The sequence below is a fragment of the Rhizobium ruizarguesonis genome (assembly GCF_017357285.1).
GTDB lineage: Bacteria > Pseudomonadota > Alphaproteobacteria > Rhizobiales > Rhizobiaceae > Rhizobium > Rhizobium ruizarguesonis.
On record NZ_CP071678.1, the window covers coordinates 34,390 to 52,555 of the forward strand.

At 60.0% G+C, this 18,166-nt stretch carries 22 protein-coding genes; 7 read left to right on the forward strand and 15 right to left on the reverse strand.

Features of this window, described 5'->3' with window-relative positions; genetic code table 11:
- Positions 1-114: 114 nt before the first annotated feature.
- The 6 genes from ahcY to J3P73_RS00185 all read right to left on the reverse strand — a co-directional run bounded on the left by ahcY (position 115) and on the right by J3P73_RS00185 (position 5,782).
- On the reverse strand, positions 115-1,515 hold the full coding sequence (gene ahcY / locus J3P73_RS00160) for an adenosylhomocysteinase (RefSeq protein WP_011649859.1): 1,401 nt from the start codon (positions 1,513-1,515) through the stop codon (positions 115-117).
- Positions 1,516-1,788: 273 nt separating this feature from the next.
- The gene (locus J3P73_RS00165) at positions 1,789-2,064 is read right to left on the reverse strand and encodes an HPr family phosphocarrier protein (protein WP_018481398.1); all 276 of its coding nucleotides are present in this window, start codon (positions 2,062-2,064) and stop codon (positions 1,789-1,791) included.
- Between the two features lie 9 nt (positions 2,065-2,073).
- On the reverse strand, positions 2,074-2,475 hold the full coding sequence (locus tag J3P73_RS00170) for a PTS sugar transporter subunit IIA (RefSeq protein WP_003544139.1): 402 nt from the start codon (positions 2,473-2,475) through the stop codon (positions 2,074-2,076).
- Between the two features lie 150 nt (positions 2,476-2,625).
- On the reverse strand, positions 2,626-3,078 hold the full coding sequence (locus J3P73_RS00175) for an HPr kinase/phosphorylase (protein ID WP_018068901.1): 453 nt from the start codon (positions 3,076-3,078) through the stop codon (positions 2,626-2,628).
- Positions 3,075-4,865 carry a sensor histidine kinase gene (locus tag J3P73_RS00180; protein ID WP_018068900.1) on the reverse strand — a complete coding sequence of 597 codons (1,791 nt, stop codon included), beginning with the start codon at positions 4,863-4,865 and terminating at the stop codon, positions 3,075-3,077. Before J3P73_RS00180 ends, J3P73_RS00175 begins: the two co-directional genes overlap by 4 nt.
- Positions 4,866-5,047: 182 nt before the next feature.
- Positions 5,048-5,782: a response regulator transcription factor gene (locus tag J3P73_RS00185; protein ID WP_003544146.1), complete on the reverse strand. Its 735-nt coding sequence runs from the start codon at positions 5,780-5,782 to the stop codon at positions 5,048-5,050.
- A 338-nt stretch (positions 5,783-6,120) separates the two neighbouring features.
- On the opposite strand from J3P73_RS00185, the gene J3P73_RS00190 reads away from it, so the two are divergent.
- The 3 genes from J3P73_RS00190 to J3P73_RS00200 all read left to right on the forward strand — a co-directional run bounded on the left by J3P73_RS00190 (position 6,121) and on the right by J3P73_RS00200 (position 8,991).
- Positions 6,121-7,731 carry a phosphoenolpyruvate carboxykinase gene (locus tag J3P73_RS00190; RefSeq protein WP_018068899.1) on the forward strand — a complete coding sequence of 537 codons (1,611 nt, stop codon included), beginning with the start codon at positions 6,121-6,123 and terminating at the stop codon, positions 7,729-7,731.
- A 206-nt stretch (positions 7,732-7,937) separates the two neighbouring features.
- A complete protein-coding gene (arfB, locus tag J3P73_RS00195; protein ID WP_018068898.1) occupies positions 7,938-8,378 on the forward strand; it encodes an alternative ribosome rescue aminoacyl-tRNA hydrolase ArfB in 441 nt (146 codons plus the stop codon).
- Between the two features lies 1 nt (position 8,379).
- Positions 8,380-8,991: an alpha-ketoglutarate-dependent dioxygenase AlkB family protein gene (locus J3P73_RS00200; RefSeq protein WP_018068897.1), complete on the forward strand. Its 612-nt coding sequence runs from the start codon at positions 8,380-8,382 to the stop codon at positions 8,989-8,991.
- Between the two features lie 13 nt (positions 8,992-9,004).
- On the opposite strand, the gene coaA is transcribed toward J3P73_RS00200, so the two are convergent.
- From coaA to hisB, 9 genes are all read right to left on the reverse strand, one after another.
- Positions 9,005-10,000, reverse strand: coding sequence for a type I pantothenate kinase (gene coaA, locus J3P73_RS00205; protein WP_003544165.1), 996 nt, complete (start codon positions 9,998-10,000; stop codon positions 9,005-9,007).
- Positions 9,997-10,320, reverse strand: coding sequence for a phosphoribosyl-ATP diphosphatase (locus J3P73_RS00210; protein WP_017995608.1), 324 nt, complete (start codon positions 10,318-10,320; stop codon positions 9,997-9,999). Before J3P73_RS00210 ends, coaA begins: the two co-directional genes overlap by 4 nt.
- Positions 10,321-10,337: 17 nt before the next feature.
- Positions 10,338-11,126, reverse strand: a complete 789-nt coding sequence (gene hisF, locus J3P73_RS00215) for an imidazole glycerol phosphate synthase subunit HisF (protein WP_018068895.1) — start codon at positions 11,124-11,126, stop codon at positions 10,338-10,340.
- A complete protein-coding gene (gene hisA, locus J3P73_RS00220) occupies positions 11,127-11,873 on the reverse strand; it encodes a 1-(5-phosphoribosyl)-5-[(5-phosphoribosylamino)methylideneamino]imidazole-4-carboxamide isomerase (RefSeq protein WP_018068894.1) in 747 nt (248 codons plus the stop codon).
- A gap of 6 nt (positions 11,874-11,879) precedes the next feature.
- Positions 11,880-12,437, reverse strand: coding sequence for a hypothetical protein (locus tag J3P73_RS00225; RefSeq protein WP_075225891.1), 558 nt, complete (start codon positions 12,435-12,437; stop codon positions 11,880-11,882).
- The gene (locus J3P73_RS00230; RefSeq protein WP_029768237.1) at positions 12,434-12,616 is read right to left on the reverse strand and encodes a hypothetical protein; all 183 of its coding nucleotides are present in this window, start codon (positions 12,614-12,616) and stop codon (positions 12,434-12,436) included. The genes J3P73_RS00225 and J3P73_RS00230 overlap by 4 nt, the downstream gene beginning before the upstream one ends.
- 126 nt (positions 12,617-12,742) lie before the next feature.
- A complete protein-coding gene (gene hisH, locus J3P73_RS00235) occupies positions 12,743-13,393 on the reverse strand; it encodes an imidazole glycerol phosphate synthase subunit HisH (RefSeq protein ID WP_130771985.1) in 651 nt (216 codons plus the stop codon).
- Positions 13,394-13,395: 2 nt separating this feature from the next.
- Positions 13,396-13,881, reverse strand: a complete 486-nt coding sequence (locus tag J3P73_RS00240) for a DUF2628 domain-containing protein (RefSeq protein ID WP_075225893.1) — start codon at positions 13,879-13,881, stop codon at positions 13,396-13,398.
- Between the two features lie 22 nt (positions 13,882-13,903).
- Complete coding sequence (gene hisB, locus J3P73_RS00245; protein WP_075225899.1) at positions 13,904-14,512, reverse strand: imidazoleglycerol-phosphate dehydratase HisB; 609 nt, start codon at positions 14,510-14,512, stop codon at positions 13,904-13,906.
- Positions 14,513-14,668: 156 nt separating this feature from the next.
- Between hisB and hslV the strand changes: the two genes are divergently transcribed.
- From hslV to J3P73_RS00265, 4 genes are all read left to right on the forward strand, one after another.
- The gene (hslV, locus tag J3P73_RS00250; RefSeq protein WP_017962666.1) at positions 14,669-15,196 is read left to right on the forward strand and encodes an ATP-dependent protease subunit HslV; all 528 of its coding nucleotides are present in this window, start codon (positions 14,669-14,671) and stop codon (positions 15,194-15,196) included.
- On the forward strand, positions 15,183-15,695 hold the full coding sequence (locus J3P73_RS00255) for a GNAT family N-acetyltransferase (protein WP_018068888.1): 513 nt from the start codon (positions 15,183-15,185) through the stop codon (positions 15,693-15,695). The genes hslV and J3P73_RS00255 overlap by 14 nt, the downstream gene beginning before the upstream one ends.
- Positions 15,692-16,999 (forward strand): ATP-dependent protease ATPase subunit HslU, encoded by a 1,308-nt coding sequence (gene hslU, locus J3P73_RS00260; RefSeq protein WP_011649875.1) that lies wholly within the window; start codon positions 15,692-15,694, stop codon positions 16,997-16,999. The genes J3P73_RS00255 and hslU overlap by 4 nt, the downstream gene beginning before the upstream one ends.
- A 188-nt stretch (positions 17,000-17,187) precedes the next feature.
- Positions 17,188-18,135 (forward strand): DUF1402 family protein, encoded by a 948-nt coding sequence (locus J3P73_RS00265; RefSeq protein WP_130774105.1) that lies wholly within the window; start codon positions 17,188-17,190, stop codon positions 18,133-18,135.
- Positions 18,136-18,166: the final 31 nt, after the last annotated feature.

Below are 18,166 nucleotides of genomic sequence, written 5' to 3' on the forward strand. Positions count from 1 at the left end.
AAGTCTTAAAACAATACTTCGGAAGGGAATCGGCGGGAAGGGAGCGTCCAAAAAATAAGCCGCAGCATTTGTCAATGCTGCGGCTTCTACATCTTGTGGATATTAACGATCAGATCAATATCTGTAGTGGTCTGACTTGAACGGGCCCTTCGGCGAGACGCCGATATAGGCAGCCTGTTCCTCAGAAAGCTCAGTCAGCTTCACGCCGAGCTTGTCGAGATGCAGGCGTGCGACCTTTTCATCGAGATGCTTCGGCAGGATATAGACCTGGTTGGAATACTGGTCGGGCTTGGTGAAGAGCTCGATCTGCGCCAGCGTCTGATTGGTGAACGAAGCCGACATCACGAAGGATGGATGGCCGGTGGCGTTGCCGAGGTTGAGCAGACGGCCTTCGGAAAGAAGGATGATGCGGTTGCCCTTGGGAAATTCGATCAGGTCGACCTGCGGCTTGACGTTGGTCCATTTGAGATTGCGCAATGCAGCGACTTCGATTTCGTTGTCGAAGTGACCGATATTCCCAACGATCGCCATATCCTTCATCGCGCGCATGTGGTCGATGCGGATGACGTCCTTGTTGCCCGTGGTGGTGATGAAGATATCGGCAGAGGAAACGACGTCCTCGAGCAGAACGACTTCATAACCATCCATCGCAGCCTGCAATGCGCAGATCGGATCGGCTTCGGTCACCTTGACGCGGGCGCCGGCGCCGGAAAGCGAAGCGGCAGAACCCTTGCCGACGTCGCCATAGCCGCAGACGACGGCAACCTTGCCGGCCATCATGACGTCGGTGCCGCGGCGGATACCGTCGACCAGCGATTCCTTGCAGCCATACTTGTTGTCGAACTTCGACTTGGTGACCGAGTCGTTGACGTTGATCGCCGGGAAGGGCAGCAGGCCCTTCTGGCTAAGCTGGTAAAGGCGGTTGACGCCGGTCGTCGTTTCCTCGGTGACGCCCTTGATCGCGTCGCGCTGCTTGGTGAACCAGCCAGGCGAAGCGGCAAGGCGCTTCTTGATCTGCGCGAAGAGGATTTCCTCTTCTTCGGAATGCGGGTGAGATAGCACGTCCTCGCCGGCTTCGGCGCGGGCGCCAAGCAGGATGTACATGGTGGCGTCGCCGCCGTCATCGAGGATCATGTTGGAAAGGCCGCCATCGGCCCACTGGAAGATCTTGTCGGTGTAGACCCAGTAATCTTCGAGCGACTCGCCCTTGATGGCGAAGACAGGTACGCCGGAAGCGGCGATCGCGGCAGCGGCATGATCCTGCGTCGAGAAGATGTTGCACGAGGCCCAGCGGACTTCGGCGCCAAGCGCGACCAGCGTTTCGATGAGCACGGCCGTCTGGATGGTCATGTGCAGCGAGCCGGTGATGCGCGCGCCCTTCAGTGGCTTTGTCTGGCCGAATTCGGTGCGGCAGGACATCAGCCCCGGCATTTCGGTTTCGGCGATCGTAATTTCCTTGCGGCCGAAATCCGCAAGCCCGATATCGGCGACGACATAATCTTTTTCAGTGCTCATAGAGGCCTCCAGGCTGAAAAACGTCTCAAAATTGGCGCAGGCGCGAAGGTGATCGCGCGACGGATGAGCCGCGTGCTCATGCATCTCGCCGGAAAGTGTGCAGCGGTTCCGGGATAACGACATGCATAACAACAAGAGCTAAAGCGCATTGCATGAATCAAGTTCGATGCGACGTGCTTTAGCGCACGGCATGTCCGCCGTTTAGCAGGCTTCGCCCGGGATGGCAATAAGGATATAAAGAAGTCTTTATATGTTTATATGAGCTCGCCGGGCTCACATTTCTTCGCCGAACCTGTTCTGGATCAGCTGATCCAGCGCCTCCAGCGCTTCCTCGGCCTGGCTGCCGCTCGCCGAGACCATGACGCTCGAGCCGGGGCTTGCCGCAAGCATCATCAGCCCCATGATGGAGGTGCCGCCGACCGTCATCCCGTCCTTGGAAACGGTGATGGCGGCATCAAAGGTCTCGACCATCTGCACGAATTTGGCGGAAGCGCGCGCGTGAAGACCGCGCTTGTTGATGATGAGGAGTTCCCGGGAGAGCGATGTCATGAAGGCTCGTTATTTTCCGCTGAGCACACGGCTCGCGACATTGATATATTTCCGCCCGGCTTCGGAAGCTTCCACCAGCGCCTTCTCCATGTTGTTCTCGCCGCGCACGCCGGCAAGCTTGATCAACATCGGCAGGTTGACACCGGCAATGACTTCGGTATGGCCGCTGCTCATGACCGATATGGCAAGATTGGACGGCGTGCCGCCGAACATGTCGGTCAGGATGACGACGCCATGGCCATCATCGGCACCGGAAACGGCTTCCAGAATGTCCTGCCGTCTCTGGTCCATGTCGTCTTCGGGGCCAATACAGACCGTCTCGATGAATTTCTGAGGACCGACGACGTGCTCGACAGCATGACGAAACTCTTCAGCCAGCTTGCCATGAGTGACAAGCACAAGTCCGATCATGATATTACTGCTCCCATAGACGCAAACGGTGGACCCAATATCGCAATGCAGCAATTACGTCCACCGGTGGGGGCACATCTTGGCTATGAAAAGCCGAAGTGCAAGATAAAAATGCGAATATATAAGGCAGATTGACCAATCCGGAAGGCCTTAGCGCCCGATATCCGGCACTTTTGCCATCAAGATAGCAAGGGGTGAGGAAACGCCCGTGAGCAACCGCAATGCGGGAAGCGAAAATCCAGTGGCAAGGCTGACGATTTCGCCTTCAGGGGGCACCCGGTTTTCACCGGAAGCGCTGCCCGGAAGCACGGCATAATGCATGACCGCCTGGGGAACATGGTCCTGATGAACAATGCCGGTGCCGCGAAGCTCGATCAGTCCGGCGATCGACGGCGGGCATGCGGCGATGACCGCGCCGGCCTCTTCCGACAAAAAGACCTGGTCGTCGGCGACCAGTGCCGTGAACAATCCGAGGCGGCGCGCCTCCGTCATGCAGGTGAAGGCCAGCATCGATTTGCCCCAGCCGGAAGGCCCGCTGAACAGCAGTCCCGTCTTGCCGACGACGATCGCGGTCGCATGGATGTTGAAACCTGCCTCGGTCATGCTGCGGTGCCGACTGGCAAAGAGAGGATGAAGCGCGCGCCGAGCACGTGCCCGCCTTCGGCATCAATGATGTTTTCGGCTCTCAGCGAACCGCCATGCGCTTCGGCGATCTGCCGGCTGATCGAAAGGCCGAGCCCCGAATTCTGGCCGAAGCCTTCCGCCTCCGGCCGGTCCGTATAGAAGCGCTCGAAGATGCGGTCGATATTTTCCGCCTGGATGCCGGGACCGTTGTCTTCGATCGTGGTGACGCAGCGCGAACGTGTCCGCACCAGCCGCACGGTAATCTTGCCGCCCTTTTCCGGCACGAAAGAGCGGGCATTCTCGATCAGGTTGGCGATGATCTGGCCGATGCGCAGATCGTGGCCGTTGACGACAAAGCGCGTCTTGACGTTCGGTTTGCGTTCGACGGCATATTCGATCTGCACCTGCTTCTTGCTGCTCCTGACCTGGCGTGACACCTCGATGAGGTCGCGCAGCAGCACCTCCATGTCGACCGAGCCGGCATCGACGCGTGCGAGTTCGGCATCAAGGCGCGAAGCGTCGGAGATATCGCTGATCAGCCGGTCGAGGCGGCGGACGTCATGCTGGATGACGTCCATCAACCGTTTCTTGGAATCGTCGGATTTGGCAAGCGGCAGCGTTTCGACGGCGCTGCGCAGCGAGGTCAGCGGATTCTTGAGCTCGTGGCTGACATCGGCCGCGAAACTCTCGATCGCATCGATGCGGTCGTAGAGCGCCGTCGTCATCTCCCGCAATGCGATGGAAAGATTACCGATTTCATCCTGGCGGGCGGAGAAGTCGGGGATCTCTTCACGCGCCTTGGCCCCGCGCCGGACACGGATGGCAGCCGCCGAAAGGCGGCGCAGCGGATTGGCGATCGTCGATGAAAGCACCAGCGAAAGCAGCACGTTGACGAGTGTCGCGACGCCGAAGACGCGCATGATGGCAAGCCGCTCGGCATGAACGATATTGTCGATGTCGCCCGCCTGCGTCGACAGGAGCAGCACCCCGAGCACGGCGCGGAAACGCTGGATCGGCACGGCGACGGAAACGATGAGTTCGCCTTTCTCGGTGGTGCGCACGACCGCACCGCGCACGCCGGTCAGTGCGTTCATCACTTCGGGATAGATCGAGCCATCACCGCCCGGCGCTTCCTTGTAGAGCGGCAGATTGCCGGGCTGCAGTGCCTTGTTGAACAGAGTGGCGAACCACTCGCTCCAGGTCTGTTTCTCCTCTTCAACAGGCGGCAGGTCAAAGCGCAGCACCTGGCCGCGCGAATAGAGATGGCGCGAATCGAGCAGCAGATTGGCGTCGGCATCGAAGATGCGGGCGCGTGTGCGCGTCGGAGAGATCAGCCGGCGCAGCACCGGCGCGACCTTTTCAGGATCGATCGGAAATTCGAGGTCCTCGTCGTTCGGCACCGGGGTGATGCTCTGGCCGGCCTGTAGCTCGAGCAGCTTCTGCGGATCGATGGTGATCGAGTTGGTATCGACCGACGCGGAGGCCGAAATGGCGCCGGCGATGATCTCGCCCTGCGTCAACAGGCTTTCGGCGCGGGCGTCGATCAATCCCTCGCGAAACTGGTTGAGATAGAGGATGCCGCCGACGAGCACCACCAGTGCGACGAGATTGAAGAACAGGATGCGACGCGTCAGGCTCGAAAAGACGGCATTGCCGAAGATCCGGCGGATCAGCGTGAAGGGATGCGACCAACGGCGGCCTCGGACGCGACGGGTGCTCACGCCCTCCGCGTCGTCCAGATCCCTTTCCTGCACCAACTGTGCCAATGACAGGCCCTTTCGAAGGGCGGAGGCCGGATGGACCGGCCGCTGCCCTCAACATTTCCGACAGCGCCGCGCGTCTTTTCAGACGCGCAAAGGACGCTGCAACATTTTAACTGCTGCATAATTTCTCCTTAAATCGAAATCCGATTTAAGGAATTATGCAATTGCGCTGCGCCGCTCGGGGCCTAAGCTGCTTCGCGGAAGCGGTATCCCACTCCGTAGAGTGTTTCAATCATATCAAAGTCGGTGTCGACCATCTTGAATTTCTTGCGCAGCCGCTTGATGTGGCTGTCGATGGTTCGGTCGTCGACATAGACTTGCTCGTCATAGGCTGCGTCCATTAGCGCGTCGCGGCTCTTGACGACGCCGGGGCGCTGCGCCAGCGAATGCAGGATCAAGAACTCGGTCACCGTCAGCGTCACGGCCTCACCCTTCCAGGTACAGGTATGGCGTTCCTGGTCCATGACCAGCTGACCGCGCTCCAGCGAGCGGGCCTGCTGCACCGCGCCGGTCTTCGGCGCGCCAGTGGGGCTGGTGCCGGCGGCGGCGGCTTCACGGCTTGACGCGCGGCGCAGGACGGCGCGCACGCGCTCCACCAGCAAACGCTGCGAAAAAGGCTTGGTGATGAAATCGTCGGCGCCCATCTTCAAGCCGAAGAGCTCGTCGATCTCTTCATCTTTGGAGGTGAGGAAGATGACGGGAATATCCGACTTCTGCCGCAGGCGGCGCAGCAGTTCCATGCCATCCATACGCGGCATCTTGATGTCGAAGATCGCCAGCTGCGGCGGTCGCGCCAGAAGGCCGTCGAGCGCTGAGGCACCGTCCGTATACGTCTCGACCTTATATCCTTCGGCCTCCAGTGCGATCGACACCGAGGTAAGGATGTTGCGGTCGTCATCAACGAGCGCGATTGTCGGCATGGTGTTGGTCTCCGTCATCAGTGCGCATTCTCCCGGATTTTGGTCTCCCCAGGCGGTCTCAGTGACCGGATGCGCTTATGGAGGATAAAGGTGGAACAAATTGTGGCAAAGATAAAGGGGATGATTGTCGTAAAATTCGCCATCAATCTTAAGTAGTGCGTCGAAATGTTTAAACGCAGCCTTTTCAAACGATTTAAAATTGAGCGGATAAATTTAAATCGATTAATTATTTGATATCACTGCACTTTCTCAAGTTTTCCGTCTTGTGTTTTAAAATTTCTGCCCGTATTTTCGCGCTCAGTGTTAACGGCAACGAGCCTGAGCGAAGGGAACTAGCCATGGAAATGTTCGGAGTTCATAACCCGGCAATAGAGCTGGCAACGGTTGGATTAGGCGGCGCGGCCAGCGTTCGCTACAACTTTTCCGCCGCCGCGCTCTATGAAGAAGCGATCCGCCGGGGTGAAGCCGAACTGACCGCTCAGGGTGCGCTGCGGGCTCTCACCGGCCAGCACACGGGCCGTTCGCCGCGCGACAAGTTCGTCGTTCGCGATATCAATACCGATGGCGAAATCTGGTGGGACAACAACAAGCCGATCTCGCCGGAACATTTCGCCTTGTTGCGCGACGATATGCTGGCGCATGCCGCGGGCAAGGAGCTTTTCGTCCAGGACCTCGTCGGTGGCGCGGAGGAAGGTCATGCCCTGCCGACCCGCGTCGTGACCGAATTCGCCTGGCATTCGCTGTTCATTCGCAATCTGCTGATCCGCCCCGACACCGCAGCGCTGTCAAGCTTCGTGCCGAAGCTGACGATCATCGATCTGCCGAGCTTCAAGGCCGATCCGGCTCGCCACGGCTGCCGTTCGGAAACGGTGATCGCCTGCGATCTCACCAACGGTCTTGTCCTGATCGGTGGCACTTCCTACGCCGGTGAAATGAAGAAATCGGTCTTCACCGTGCTCAACTACCTGCTGCCGGCCAAGGGCGTGATGCCGATGCACTGCTCGGCCAATGTCGGCCCGGGCGGTGACGCGGCTGTTTTCTTCGGCCTTTCCGGCACGGGCAAGACGACGCTTTCGGCCGATCCGGCCCGGACGCTGATCGGCGATGACGAACACGGCTGGAGCGAAAACGGCATCTTCAACTTCGAAGGCGGCTGCTACGCCAAGACCATCCGCCTTTCGGCCGAAGCCGAGCCGGAAATCTATGCGACGACGCAGCGCTTCGGCACCGTGCTCGAAAACGTCGTGCTGAACGAAAGCCGCGAGCCAGATTTCAACGACGGGTCGCTGACCGAGAACACCCGTTGCGCCTATCCGATGGATTTCATCCCGAACGCTTCGGAAACGGGCCGGGCCGGGCATCCGAAGACGATCATCATGCTGACCGCCGATGCCTTTGGCGTCATGCCGCCAATCGCCCGGTTGACGCCTGATCAGGCGATGTATCACTTCCTCTCCGGCTACACCGCCAAGGTGGCCGGCACGGAAAAGGGTGTCGTCGAGCCGGAAGCGACCTTCTCCACCTGCTTCGGCGCGCCCTTCATGCCGCGGCATCCGGCCGAATATGGCAATCTGCTCAAGGAGCTGATCGGCCGTCATGGCGTCCAATGCTGGCTTGTCAATACCGGCTGGACCGGCGGCGCCTACGGCACCGGCAAGCGCATGCCGATCAAGGCGACGCGCGCGCTTCTCACCGCCGCCCTGACCGGCGAACTCGGACAGGCCGAATTCCGTGCTGACACCAACTTCGGCTTCGCAGTGCCGGTTTCGGTGGATGGCGTCGACGGCAGCATTCTCGATCCGCGCTCGACCTGGACCGACAAGGCAGCCTATGACGCGCAGGCCGAAAAGCTGGTCTCGATGTTCATCGCGAACTTCGCCAAGTTTGAAAATCATGTCGATGGCGGCGTCCGCGATGCCGCCCCCGGCGTGAAGGTTGCCGCCGAATAAGGCGAACAGGCAATTCCAGCAAAACTGCGCAGCGGTTTTGCGTCTGGAATTGCGTGAAAACAAAAAGCGCGAGCGATCCGTACTTCCAAGAAGAATGGAATGCTCCAATCTCTGACTCACGTGAAACCCGGCATCGCAGGATGCCGGGTTTTTCTTGATGACGGCCGATATTTTCAATTCGCCGCTGATGTGAGATAGAACGCCGCATGGCCAGCGACGCTCTCTATATCGATGACAGGATCACCATCGCGGGATGGGAGCTGACGGAACAGTTCGTTCTGGCGGGCGGCCCCGGCGGGCAGAATGTCAACAAGGTCTCGACCGCCGTCCAGCTATTCTTCAACATCCAGAATTCGCCGTCCCTGAATGATCGTGTCAAAACCAATGCGATCAAGCTCGCCGGCCGGCGTTTGTCGAAGGAAGGCGTGTTGATGATAGAGGCGAGCCGGTTTCGCAGCCAGGACCGCAACCGCGAGGATGCGCGCGAGCGGCTGAAGGAACTGATCCTGGAGGCTGCCAAGCCGCCGCCGCCGCCGCGCAAGAAGACCAAGCCGACCAAGGGTTCGGTCGAACGCCGCCTGAAAGAAAAATCCGGTCGCTCCGAAGTCAAGAAAATGCGCGGCCGCCCCGGCGGTGGCAGTGAATGACATGCCGGAGCTCTTGAACGGCATTCGCCATCTTCCCGGTTATCTCGACCGTGCGCGTCAGGAGGCATTGGTCGAGATTATCCGCATTGTCGTCGCCGAAGCGCCGCTTTATGTGCCCGCCATGCCGGGCACCGGCAAGCCGATGTCCGTGCGCATGACCAATTGCGGGCCGCTCGGCTGGGTGACGGACAAAGAACGCGGCTATCGCTACCAGCCGATGCATCCGGCAACCGGCAGGCCCTGGCCTGATATGCCGCAGCAATTGCTCGATATCTGGAATGATGTTTCAGGTTACGACAAGCCGCCGGAAGCCTGCCTCGTTAATCTCTACTCCGACGAAGCGCGCATGGGCCTGCATCAGGACAAGGATGAACAGGATCTGCAGGCCCCAGTGGTCTCGATCTCGCTCGGCAATAGCTGCCTCTTTCGCGTCGGCGGCCTCAATCGCAATGATCGTACGCTATCTTTCAAGCTTTCGAGCGGCGATCTGGTCGTGCTGGGCGGCGAGGGGAGGCTGTGTTTCCATGGCGTCGACCGCATTCATCCGGCGACGTCGACGCTGCTGAAGAATGGTGGCCGCATCAATCTGACGCTGCGCCGCGTCAATTCCTAAAACACAATCGCTGCTACAGTTTTCGCAGCGCGACCTGTTCGATCAGGTGATCCTTGCCCTTTTTCAGGATGAGATCGGCGCGTGGACGCGTCGGCAGAATGTTCTGCCGCAGGTTCTTCAGGTTGATGTTTGCCCAAAGATCCTCGGCGATTTCCAGCGCTTCAGCGTCGCTGATCGAGGCATAGCGATGGAAATAGGAATTCGGATCGCGGAAGGCGGTCTCGCGCAGCCGCATGAAGCGCGTGACATACCAGTTGTGGATCTCGTCTTCCGCGGCATCGATATAGATCGAGAAGTCGAAGAAGTCGGAGACCATCGGCACGATCTTGCCGCCGGCCGGCAGGTCGCGCGATTGCAGCACGTTGATGCCCTCGAAGATCAAGATGTCGGGCCGGTCGACGATCTTGTATTCGTCCGGCAGCACGTCGTAGACGAGGTGCGAATAGCTGGGCGCCTTCACATCCGGCCGCCCGGCCTTGATCGCAGAGAGGAAGCGCAGGATCGCACCCGTGTCGTAGCTTTCCGGAAAGCCCTTGCGCTGCATCAGCTTTTCCCGCTGCAGCACGGCGTTCGGATGCAGGAAGCCGTCGGTGGTGACGAGATCGACCTTCGGACTGGAAGGCCAGCGCCCCAAGAGCTCCTTGAGGATACGGGCGGTGGTCGATTTTCCCACAGCGACCGAGCCGGCGATGCCGATGACGAAGGGCGTCTTCGTCACATCGGACAGGCTGAGGAAGCGGTTGCGCTGTTCGAACAGCATCTGCGAGGATTCGACATGTGCCGAGAGCAGCCGCGACAGCGACAGATAGATGCGCCGGACCTCGTCGAGATCGATCGGGTCGCCCATCGAACGCAACCGTTTCACCTCGTCGCTCGTCAGCGTCAACGGCGTGTCGGCGCGGAATTTCGCCCATTGTTCGGAAGAGAAGAAGTGGTAGGGCGAATAGGATTCCGACTGGAAGTGATCCAACGTTTCCGGCACCCCGATAATCTCAGTCGCGATACTCATGAACTCTGCCGGCTGGCCTTTTCCTTGAGGCCGGACTGCGCGGTTCTGCGCTCGAGTTCGGCCATGACATTCTCTAACGGTATTTCAGCAATCTTCAATACGACCAATAGGTGATAGAGCACATCGGCGGCCTCGTAGGTCAGATTGTCGCGGTCGCCGGTCACCGCCGCCATCACGGCTTCGATCGCTTCTTCGCCGAGTTTCTTTGCCGCTTTCGGCTGGCCGGCGGCCACGAGCTTGGCTGTCCAGGATTGCTCCGGCGAGGCTTTCGATCGCTCTTCGACGATGCTTTCGAGATCGGAAAGGGAAAATCCGCTCATATGTCCGCTTTCAAGGTTCAGTCGAGACGCATGTCGATGCCGCACTTCGACATATAGTGCTTCGCCTCGCTGACGGAATAGGTGCCAAAGTGGAAGATCGACGCGGCAAGCACCGCATTGGCATGGCCCTCCTTCACCCCGGCGACGAGATCGTCGAGATCGCCGACGCCGCCGGAGGCGATCACCGGCACACGCACCGCATCGGCGATCGCTCGCGTCAGTTCCAGATCGTAGCCGACCTTGGTGCCGTCACGGTCCATCGAGGTGACCAAGAGCTCGCCAGCGCCGCGCGCCACCATCTTCTGGGCGAATTCGATGGCATCGATGCCGGTCGCGTTGCGGCCGCCATGGGTATAGATTTCCCAGGCGCTAAGATTGTCGCCGCCGACCGCTTGGGTGCGCCTGCGCTTGGCATCGATCGACACGACGATGCACTGGTCGCCGAACTTGTCGGCCGCCTCGGCAACGAAGTCGGGATTGCTGACGGCTGCCGAATTGATCGAGACCTTGTCGGCGCCGCACAGCAGCAGTTTGCGGATATCAGCGATGGTACGCACCCCGCCACCGACCGTCAGCGGCATGAAGCATTGGTCGGCCGTGCGCGACACGACATCGAAGATCGTCTCGCGATTGTCCGAGGAAGCGGTGATGTCGAGGAAACAGAGTTCATCGGCGCCCGCCGCATCATAGGCCTTCGCGGCTTCGACGGGATCGCCGGCATCGACGAGATTGAGGAAGTTGACGCCCTTGACGACACGGCCGTCCTTGACGTCGAGGCAGGGGATGACACGGGCCTTGAGGGTCATTTACGCGGTCTCCTTGGTCCGGGCCGCCTTGATCAGCGCCAGCGCTTCCGTGGGATCGATACGGCCGTCGTAAAGCGCACGGCCTGAAATCGCCCCTTCCAATTTCCTCGCATCGGGCTGTAGCATGCGGCGGATATCGTCGAGAGAGGCAAGGCCACCCGAGGCAATGACGGGAATGGAGACGGCGTCGGCAAGTTCCAGAGTCGAGGTCCAATTGATCCCGGCAAGGATGCCGTCACGGTCGATATCGGTGTAGATGATCGCGGCGACGCCGGCGCCCTCGAATTTCCTGGCGAGCTCGATGATCCCGAGTTCGGAGGCCTCCGCCCAACCCTCGACGGCCACCTTGCCGCCCTTGGCATCGATGCCGACGGCGACATGACCGGGAAATTTCCGGCAGGCCTCGATGACCAGCGCCGGATTTCTGACTGCGACGGTGCCGAGAATGACGCGCCGCAGCCCGCGTGACAGCCAGGCCTCGATATGATCGAGCGTGCGAATGCCGCCGCCGAGCTGCACTGGATTGTCAGTTGCCTTCAAGATCGCTTCGACGGCGTCGCCATTGGCCGAATGTCCCGCGAAGGCGCCGTCGAGATCGACCACATGCAGCCATTCGAAACCTTGATCTTCGAAGGATCTCGCCTGGGCGGCCGGATCGGTGTTGTAGACCGTCGCCTGCTGCATGTCGCCGAGCTTCAGGCGGACGCATTGGCCGCCTTTCAGATCGATCGCGGGAAAAAGGATCATGTCGTCTTACGTCCGTAGAGTGGTCGCTACCATCAGCGCATTCCACGCATCTACGATATCCGAGCGGAAAAAGACAGCGGCAATGGCAGCCGCGCCGAAAAGCAGAAGGAGGAGCAGGGTGACGGCAAAGCCGGCACGAACCTGACGCCAGAAGCCCAGGCGCCTCTTCATTGCTTTCTCGATGTTTCGCACCTGGCGCAACGCATCGCTGTTGACCGCGGACAGCCGGATCTGCGGCTCCATCGCCTCGACATAGGTTTCGGCATAACTCGAAAGGATCTGCGAGGCGCGGTCGCGCAACGTATTGCGCAGATCGGTCGAGAGATAATTGCTGTTGACGGCGGCAAGTTCGGCATCATCGGGTGAACGGCCGGCATTTCGCTTGCGGTGGCTGAGAACGAAATCGCGCTTCTGCCGCTCGTAGAGTGCATAGGCGAGCAGGCCGATCAGATCGTCCTCACCTTCGATATAAAATTCCAGCACGGCCTCTGCGATGTCGCCGGCGCTGACCCCGTTTTGCCGCCGGCTCGGACTGTCGTTTGCGGGGAAAGATTCAGGGATCATCGGTCCAGCCTTTCTTTCAGCGCCTTGGCTGCATTGGAAAGCGCCTTCCTGTGGATGGCTTCGTCGACACGGCGGATGATCGTGCCGCCGGGAAGCTTGATGTCAGAAAAGGGAGGCAAGCCTTCCCTGGAGGGCCGCAATGTGTAGAACACCTTGCCTGATTTCCGTGACGCCGGCATCGAGCGCACTCCTGTTCCGCCGTTTCCTTACAGAGAAAATAAGGCGGCTGTATTAAAAGCCAGTCCTTGGAGCAATTCCAGGAAAAGTGCGCAGCGGTTTTGCGTCCTGAATTGCGTGAACAAGCTCTACGGGTTCCAGCGCAGGAAATTGGCGATCAGGGCCAGGCCGAGCTTCTGGCTCTTTTCCGGGTGAAACTGTGCTCCGACCATGTTGGCGCGTCCGACGAAAGCGGTCATCGGACCGCCATAATCGGCCGTCGCGATGATATCCTCGGCGTTTTCGGCGGCAAGATGGTAGGAATGCACGAAATAGGCATGCAGCCCCTGCGACCCCGTCGGAATTCCTTCGAAGAGCGGATGTTCGCGCTTCAGGTCGAGCGTGTTCCAGCCGATCTGCGGGATCTTGAGTGCCGGATCATCCGGCGTCATCTCGACGACGTCACCGGGAATCCAGTTAAAGCCGTGCGTCACGGTCTTCTCGAGGCCGCGCGAGGACATGAGCTGCATGCCGACGCAAATGCCGAGGAACGGCCGCGCTTTCTTCTCGACAGCCTCGATCAGCACCTCGGCCATCCCAGGCACGGCATCGAGGCCGCGCCGGCAATCGGCATAGGCACCAACACCGGGAAGCACGATACGATCGGCCGCGGCAACATCCTCCGCCCTGTCGGTGAGATCGATATGGGCATCGATGCCAGCTTCGCGGGCGGCACGCTCGAAAGCCTTGGTCGCCGAGCGCAGGTTACCGGAGCCATAGTCGATAATCGCGACGCGCATCGTCAGCGTCCTCCATCAAAACCAAAGAGACCAAGCGACGTTGCATGGCCGTGCGGGCTGTTCGGGCGGGCCCTGTTCTGCCAGTCCGGTGCCGCTGCGTCGTCGCTATCCGCGATGACGGCCCTGTCCGAGAAATAGATCTGCTCAGCAATGCCGATCGTATCGGCTGCAATGAGTTCGTCTTCGTTCCAACCCTTGGCGGCAAGGTTGCGGACACGGAAATTCTGGCCCTCGAGACCGACCAGAATATTCACGCCCAATAGGATTGCCGCCCCCGCCGGCCCGAGACCCGGTTCGTCCATCAGCGCGCCACCGATCCCCTGCAGCAGAAAAGCCGCGGCCGCATGCAGCCAAAGCCGATGTGCCAGCAGCCAAAGCCATGGAAACAGGAAGCCGAGCAGCGTGAAGCCGTCGCGGATGGTTCGCGTCTCATCGACCGTGGCGCTCGTGCTGCCGGGCGGTGTCAGGAAGATATAGCTGGATGTCATTGTCGCCGCTCCCTTGAAGGGCTCAGACGAGCGTGCCCTTGGTCGAGGGAACACGGCCCGCCTGTCTCGGATCGATCTCTGTCGCCGTGCGCAGTACGCGGGCAACGGCCTTGAAGCATGTCTCGGCAATATGGTGGTTGTTGGCGCCATAATGGTTGAGAATATGCAAGGTGATGCCGGCATTCTGGGCGAGCGCATGGAAGAATTCACGAACGAGTTCCGTGTCGAAAGTGCCGATCTTCGGCGCACTGAAGGCGACATTCCAGACGAGGAACGGCCGGCCGGAAAGATCGACAGCAGCCTTGGTCATCGTCTCGTCCATGGCGAGATCGATCGACGCGTAGCGGGTGATGCCGCGCCGGTCGCCGAGCGCCTTGGAGATCGCCTGGCCGATGGCGATGCCCGTATCTTCGACCGTATGGTGGTCGTCGATATGCAGGTCGCCCTTGGCATCGATCTCCATGTCGATGAGGGAATGTCGCGAAAGCTGGTCGAGCATGTGGTCGAAGAAGCCGACGCCCGTTGAAATCGTCGATTTGCCGGTGCCGTCGAGATTGACGGAAACGGAAATCGAGGTTTCGTTGGTCTTGCGGGAAACGCTGCCCGTGCGGCTTGCTGCGGTCTCGGCCATATGGCCCTCCATCGGGAATAAGGCCGTTCCTTATCAGGCGCATCGGGAAATATCCAGAAGTCGGGGAAGAGAAAAGCCGGCCCATTTGCAATCGGCGCCAGTCCACTTACATAGGGCTCAACAGGGTCGGCATGCGGCCCGGCAGACAGGTGTTTTATGACAACAATCATTACAGTTCGAAAAGGCGGCAAGGTGGTGATGGCGGGCGACGGCCAGGTGAGCCTCGGCCAGACCGTCATGAAGGGCAACGCCCGTAAGGTACGCCGCATCGGCAAGGGCGAAGTCGTCGCCGGTTTCGCCGGCGCCACCGCCGATGCCTTCACCCTGCTCGAAAGGCTTGAAAAGAAGCTGGAGCAATATCCCGGTCAATTGATGCGTGCCGCCGTCGAGCTCGCCAAGGACTGGCGCACCGACAAATACCTGCGTAATCTCGAAGCCATGATGCTCGTCGCCGACAAGTCGATCACGCTGGCGATCACCGGCAATGGCGACGTTCTGGAACCGGAGCATGGCACGACGGCGATCGGTTCCGGCGGCAATTTTGCCCTCGCGGCCGCCCTCGCACTCATGGATACCGACAAATCGGCCGAAGAGATTGCTCGCCGCGCCCTCGATATCGCCGCCGACATCTGCGTCTACACGAACCACAACGTCGTGGTGGAATCGCTGGATGCCGAAGGCTGAACCCTATGCCTTCCGGCCGCTTTCCGCGGTTGACCTGCCGCTCCTCGCCAAATGGCTGGAAAGCCGGCATGTCAGGCGCTGGTGGAGCGATCCGGCCAAGGCGCTGGCTTCGATGGAAAAGCATATCGATGCGGCCTCCGTCTCGTGCTTCATGGTGACGCTGAATGGAAAGGACTTCGCCTTTATCCAGGCGGCCGATCTCGACGACGAGGACGATGAAGCGCTCGCCGGTCAGCCGAAGGGCACTTACGGCATCGACCAGTTCATCGGCATCGAGGAATTCGCGGGCAAGGGTCATGGACCGGCCTTTATGATAGGGTTCTGCGATATGCTCTTTGCAAAGGGCGCGCAGCGGATCCTGGTCGATCCGCATCCTGACAATGCATTCGCAATCAGAGCCTATACCAAGGCGGGCTTTCAAGGACTTGGCGAAACAACGACGAAATACGGCCGGGCGCTGTTGATGGCCCTGGACCGCCAGGAGAATGATACACAATGACCACTTTTTCCCCCCGCGAGATTGTTTCCGAGCTCGATCGCTACATCATCGGCCAGCATGATGCCAAGCGCGCCGTTGCGATTGCGCTGCGCAATCGCTGGCGCCGCCAGCAGCTCGATCCGAGCCTGCGCGACGAAGTCATGCCGAAGAACATCCTGATGATCGGTCCGACCGGCGTCGGCAAGACGGAAATCTCCCGCCGCCTGGCAAAACTCGCCGGTGCGCCCTTCATCAAGGTGGAAGCCACCAAATTCACCGAAGTCGGCTATGTCGGCCGCGATGTCGAGCAGATCATCCGCGATCTGGTCGAGGTCGGCATCGGTCTGGTGCGCGAGAAGAAGCGGGCCGAGGTGCAGGCCAAGGCGCATGTGAGCGCCGAGGAGCGTGTTCTCGATGCGCTGGTCGGCACGACAGCATCGCCTGCCACGCGCGAAAACTTCCGCAAGAAGCTCCGGGACGGCGAGCTCGACGACAAGGAAATCGATATCGAGGTGGCCGATGCCGGTTCCGGCATGGGTGGCTTCGAAATTCCCGGCATGCCGGGCGCCAATATCGGCGTGCTGAACCTGTCGGAAATGTTCGGCAAGGCGATGGGCGGGCGCACCAAAAAAGTCCGCACCACAGTCAAGGCCTCCTATAGTGACTTGATCCGCGACGAATCCGACAAGCTGATCGACAACGAAGTGATCCAGCGCGAGGCCGTTCGCTCCACCGAGAATGACGGTATCGTCTTCCTCGACGAAATCGACAAGATCGCCGCCCGCGACGGTGGCATGGGCGCCGGCGTTTCACGCGAAGGCGTCCAGCGCGACCTCCTGCCGCTCGTCGAAGGCACGACGGTTTCGACCAAATACGGGCCGGTCAAGACGGACCATATCCTGTTCATTGCCTCCGGCGCCTTCCATGTCTCCAAGCCCTCGGATCTTCTGCCGGAATTGCAGGGCCGCCTGCCGATCCGTGTCGAATTGCGTCCGCTGAACAAGGATGATTTCCGCCGGATCCTGACCGAGACGGAAGCGAGCCTCATCCGCCAGTATCGCGCGCTGATGGAGACGGAAAGCCTGAGCCTCGAATTCACCGACGACGCGATCGACGCGCTTGCCGATGTCGCCGTGCATCTGAACTCCTCCGTCGAAAACATCGGCGCACGCCGTCTGCAGACGGTGATGGAGCGAGTGCTCGACGATATTTCCTACAACGCGCCGGATCGGGGCGGGACGGCCGTAACGATCGATGCCGCCTATGTGCGCGAACATGTCGGCGATCTCGCGCAGAATACCGACCTGTCGCGCTTCATTCTGTGATATCGGTGCACCGCTTCATGTCTTTCCCGGCATGAATGACGGATTGTAACGAACGCGACTCTCGACAACGGGCCTTTTACTTTCTAGTGAAGGCCCGTTTTGTTTTCTGCTCGGCTTTATTCGGCCAAGATTCTGGTCCAGGCAGCCGCATCACAAACAGGACGATGGAACGGACGGGATAACGGATCGTGCTACGCCTTTTGACAAGCCTTATGATTGCCGTTGCCCTGGTGAATTCGGTGCCTGCCTTCGCAATGCAGACGGTGCCGGCCGGCAATCGTCACGCCGAGCAGCCCGATATTCCGGGCGCTTCCATCAGGCGCACCAAGGGTACCAAGAGCAGCTTCGATCTGAAATACGAAAAGGTTCATGAGCTTCTGGCGACCGACCGCGAGCTGATGAGCAAGATCCGCAAGATCTCCAGCGCCTACGGCATCAATCCCATCCATGTCGTCGGCGCGATCGTCGGCGAACACACCTATAATGTCGACGCCTACGACCGGCTGCAGGCCTATTATGTCAAGGCTGCCTCCTACGCCGGAGAAAGCTTCCGCTTCGCCTATGACGGCGAAAGCGTCGACGAATTCGTGGCGCGGCCGCAATTTGCCGAATGCAAAAGCAAGACCGATTCCTACACGCTCTGGTCCTGCCGCGAAGATGTCTGGGAAAGCGATTTCCGCGGCAAGACGGTGGGCGGCACGAGCTTCCCCAACAACCGTTTCAGCGCGGTCTTCTTCCAGCCCTTCTATGCCGGTCAGACCTTCGGCCTCGGCCAGGTCAATCCGCTGACGGCGCTGATGCTCTCCGATCTCGTGACCCGCGTGTCCGGTTATCCAAAGCTGAACGAAAAGAATGCCGGCGCCGTCTACAGGGCCATCATGGATCCCGATATCTCGCTCGCCTTCGTCGCGGCCTCGATCCGCAGGTCGATCGACGATTATAAGGAGATCGCCGGCATGGATATCTCGGGCAATCCCGGCCTGACGGCGACGCTCTATAATGTCGGCAATTCGCGCCAGCGCGCCGCAGCCCTTGCTGCGAAGAATCGCGTCGCCGGTACGACGGTCTGGCCGGAAGAGAATTATTACGGCTGGCTGATCAACGACAAGCTGGACGAACTTAAGGGCCTGCTCTAGCTTCAAGCTTGCCGGGAAGGCCTAGATCTTC

What these genes read in the sequence shown, in the direction of transcription:
- hisH (WP_130771985.1), bottom strand. Translation starts at nt 13,393, where the DNA reads ATGCGCGTCGCGATTATCGACTATGGCTCCGGTAACCTGCGCTCGGCG.
- J3P73_RS00210 (WP_017995608.1), bottom strand. Translation starts at nt 10,320, where the DNA reads ATGAGCGGATTTTCCCTTTCCGATCTCGAAAGCATCGTCGAAGAGCGA.
- J3P73_RS00225 (WP_075225891.1), bottom strand. Translation starts at nt 12,437, where the DNA reads ATGATCCCTGAATCTTTCCCCGCAAACGACAGTCCGAGCCGGCGGCAA.
- hslV (WP_017962666.1), top strand. Translation starts at nt 14,669, where the DNA reads ATGACAACAATCATTACAGTTCGAAAAGGCGGCAAGGTGGTGATGGCG.
- J3P73_RS00175 (WP_018068901.1), bottom strand. Translation starts at nt 3,078, where the DNA reads ATGACCGAGGCAGGTTTCAACATCCATGCGACCGCGATCGTCGTCGGC.
- coaA (WP_003544165.1), bottom strand. Translation starts at nt 10,000, where the DNA reads ATGAGTATCGCGACTGAGATTATCGGGGTGCCGGAAACGTTGGATCAC.
- hisF (WP_018068895.1), bottom strand. Translation starts at nt 11,126, where the DNA reads ATGACCCTCAAGGCCCGTGTCATCCCCTGCCTCGACGTCAAGGACGGC.
- J3P73_RS00230 (WP_029768237.1), bottom strand. Translation starts at nt 12,616, where the DNA reads ATGCCGGCGTCACGGAAATCAGGCAAGGTGTTCTACACATTGCGGCCC.
- J3P73_RS00190 (WP_018068899.1), top strand. Translation starts at nt 6,121, where the DNA reads ATGGAAATGTTCGGAGTTCATAACCCGGCAATAGAGCTGGCAACGGTT.
- J3P73_RS00170 (WP_003544139.1), bottom strand. Translation starts at nt 2,475, where the DNA reads ATGATCGGACTTGTGCTTGTCACTCATGGCAAGCTGGCTGAAGAGTTT.
- J3P73_RS00240 (WP_075225893.1), bottom strand. Translation starts at nt 13,881, where the DNA reads ATGACATCCAGCTATATCTTCCTGACACCGCCCGGCAGCACGAGCGCC.
- hslU (WP_011649875.1), top strand. Translation starts at nt 15,692, where the DNA reads ATGACCACTTTTTCCCCCCGCGAGATTGTTTCCGAGCTCGATCGCTAC.
- arfB (WP_018068898.1), top strand. Translation starts at nt 7,938, where the DNA reads ATGGCCAGCGACGCTCTCTATATCGATGACAGGATCACCATCGCGGGA.
- hisA (WP_018068894.1), bottom strand. Translation starts at nt 11,873, where the DNA reads ATGATCCTTTTTCCCGCGATCGATCTGAAAGGCGGCCAATGCGTCCGC.
- J3P73_RS00200 (WP_018068897.1), top strand. Translation starts at nt 8,380, where the DNA reads ATGCCGGAGCTCTTGAACGGCATTCGCCATCTTCCCGGTTATCTCGAC.
- J3P73_RS00185 (WP_003544146.1), bottom strand. Translation starts at nt 5,782, where the DNA reads ATGCCGACAATCGCGCTCGTTGATGACGACCGCAACATCCTTACCTCG.
- ahcY (WP_011649859.1), bottom strand. Translation starts at nt 1,515, where the DNA reads ATGAGCACTGAAAAAGATTATGTCGTCGCCGATATCGGGCTTGCGGAT.
- hisB (WP_075225899.1), bottom strand. Translation starts at nt 14,512, where the DNA reads ATGGCCGAGACCGCAGCAAGCCGCACGGGCAGCGTTTCCCGCAAGACC.
- J3P73_RS00165 (WP_018481398.1), bottom strand. Translation starts at nt 2,064, where the DNA reads ATGACATCGCTCTCCCGGGAACTCCTCATCATCAACAAGCGCGGTCTT.
- J3P73_RS00255 (WP_018068888.1), top strand. Translation starts at nt 15,183, where the DNA reads ATGCCGAAGGCTGAACCCTATGCCTTCCGGCCGCTTTCCGCGGTTGAC.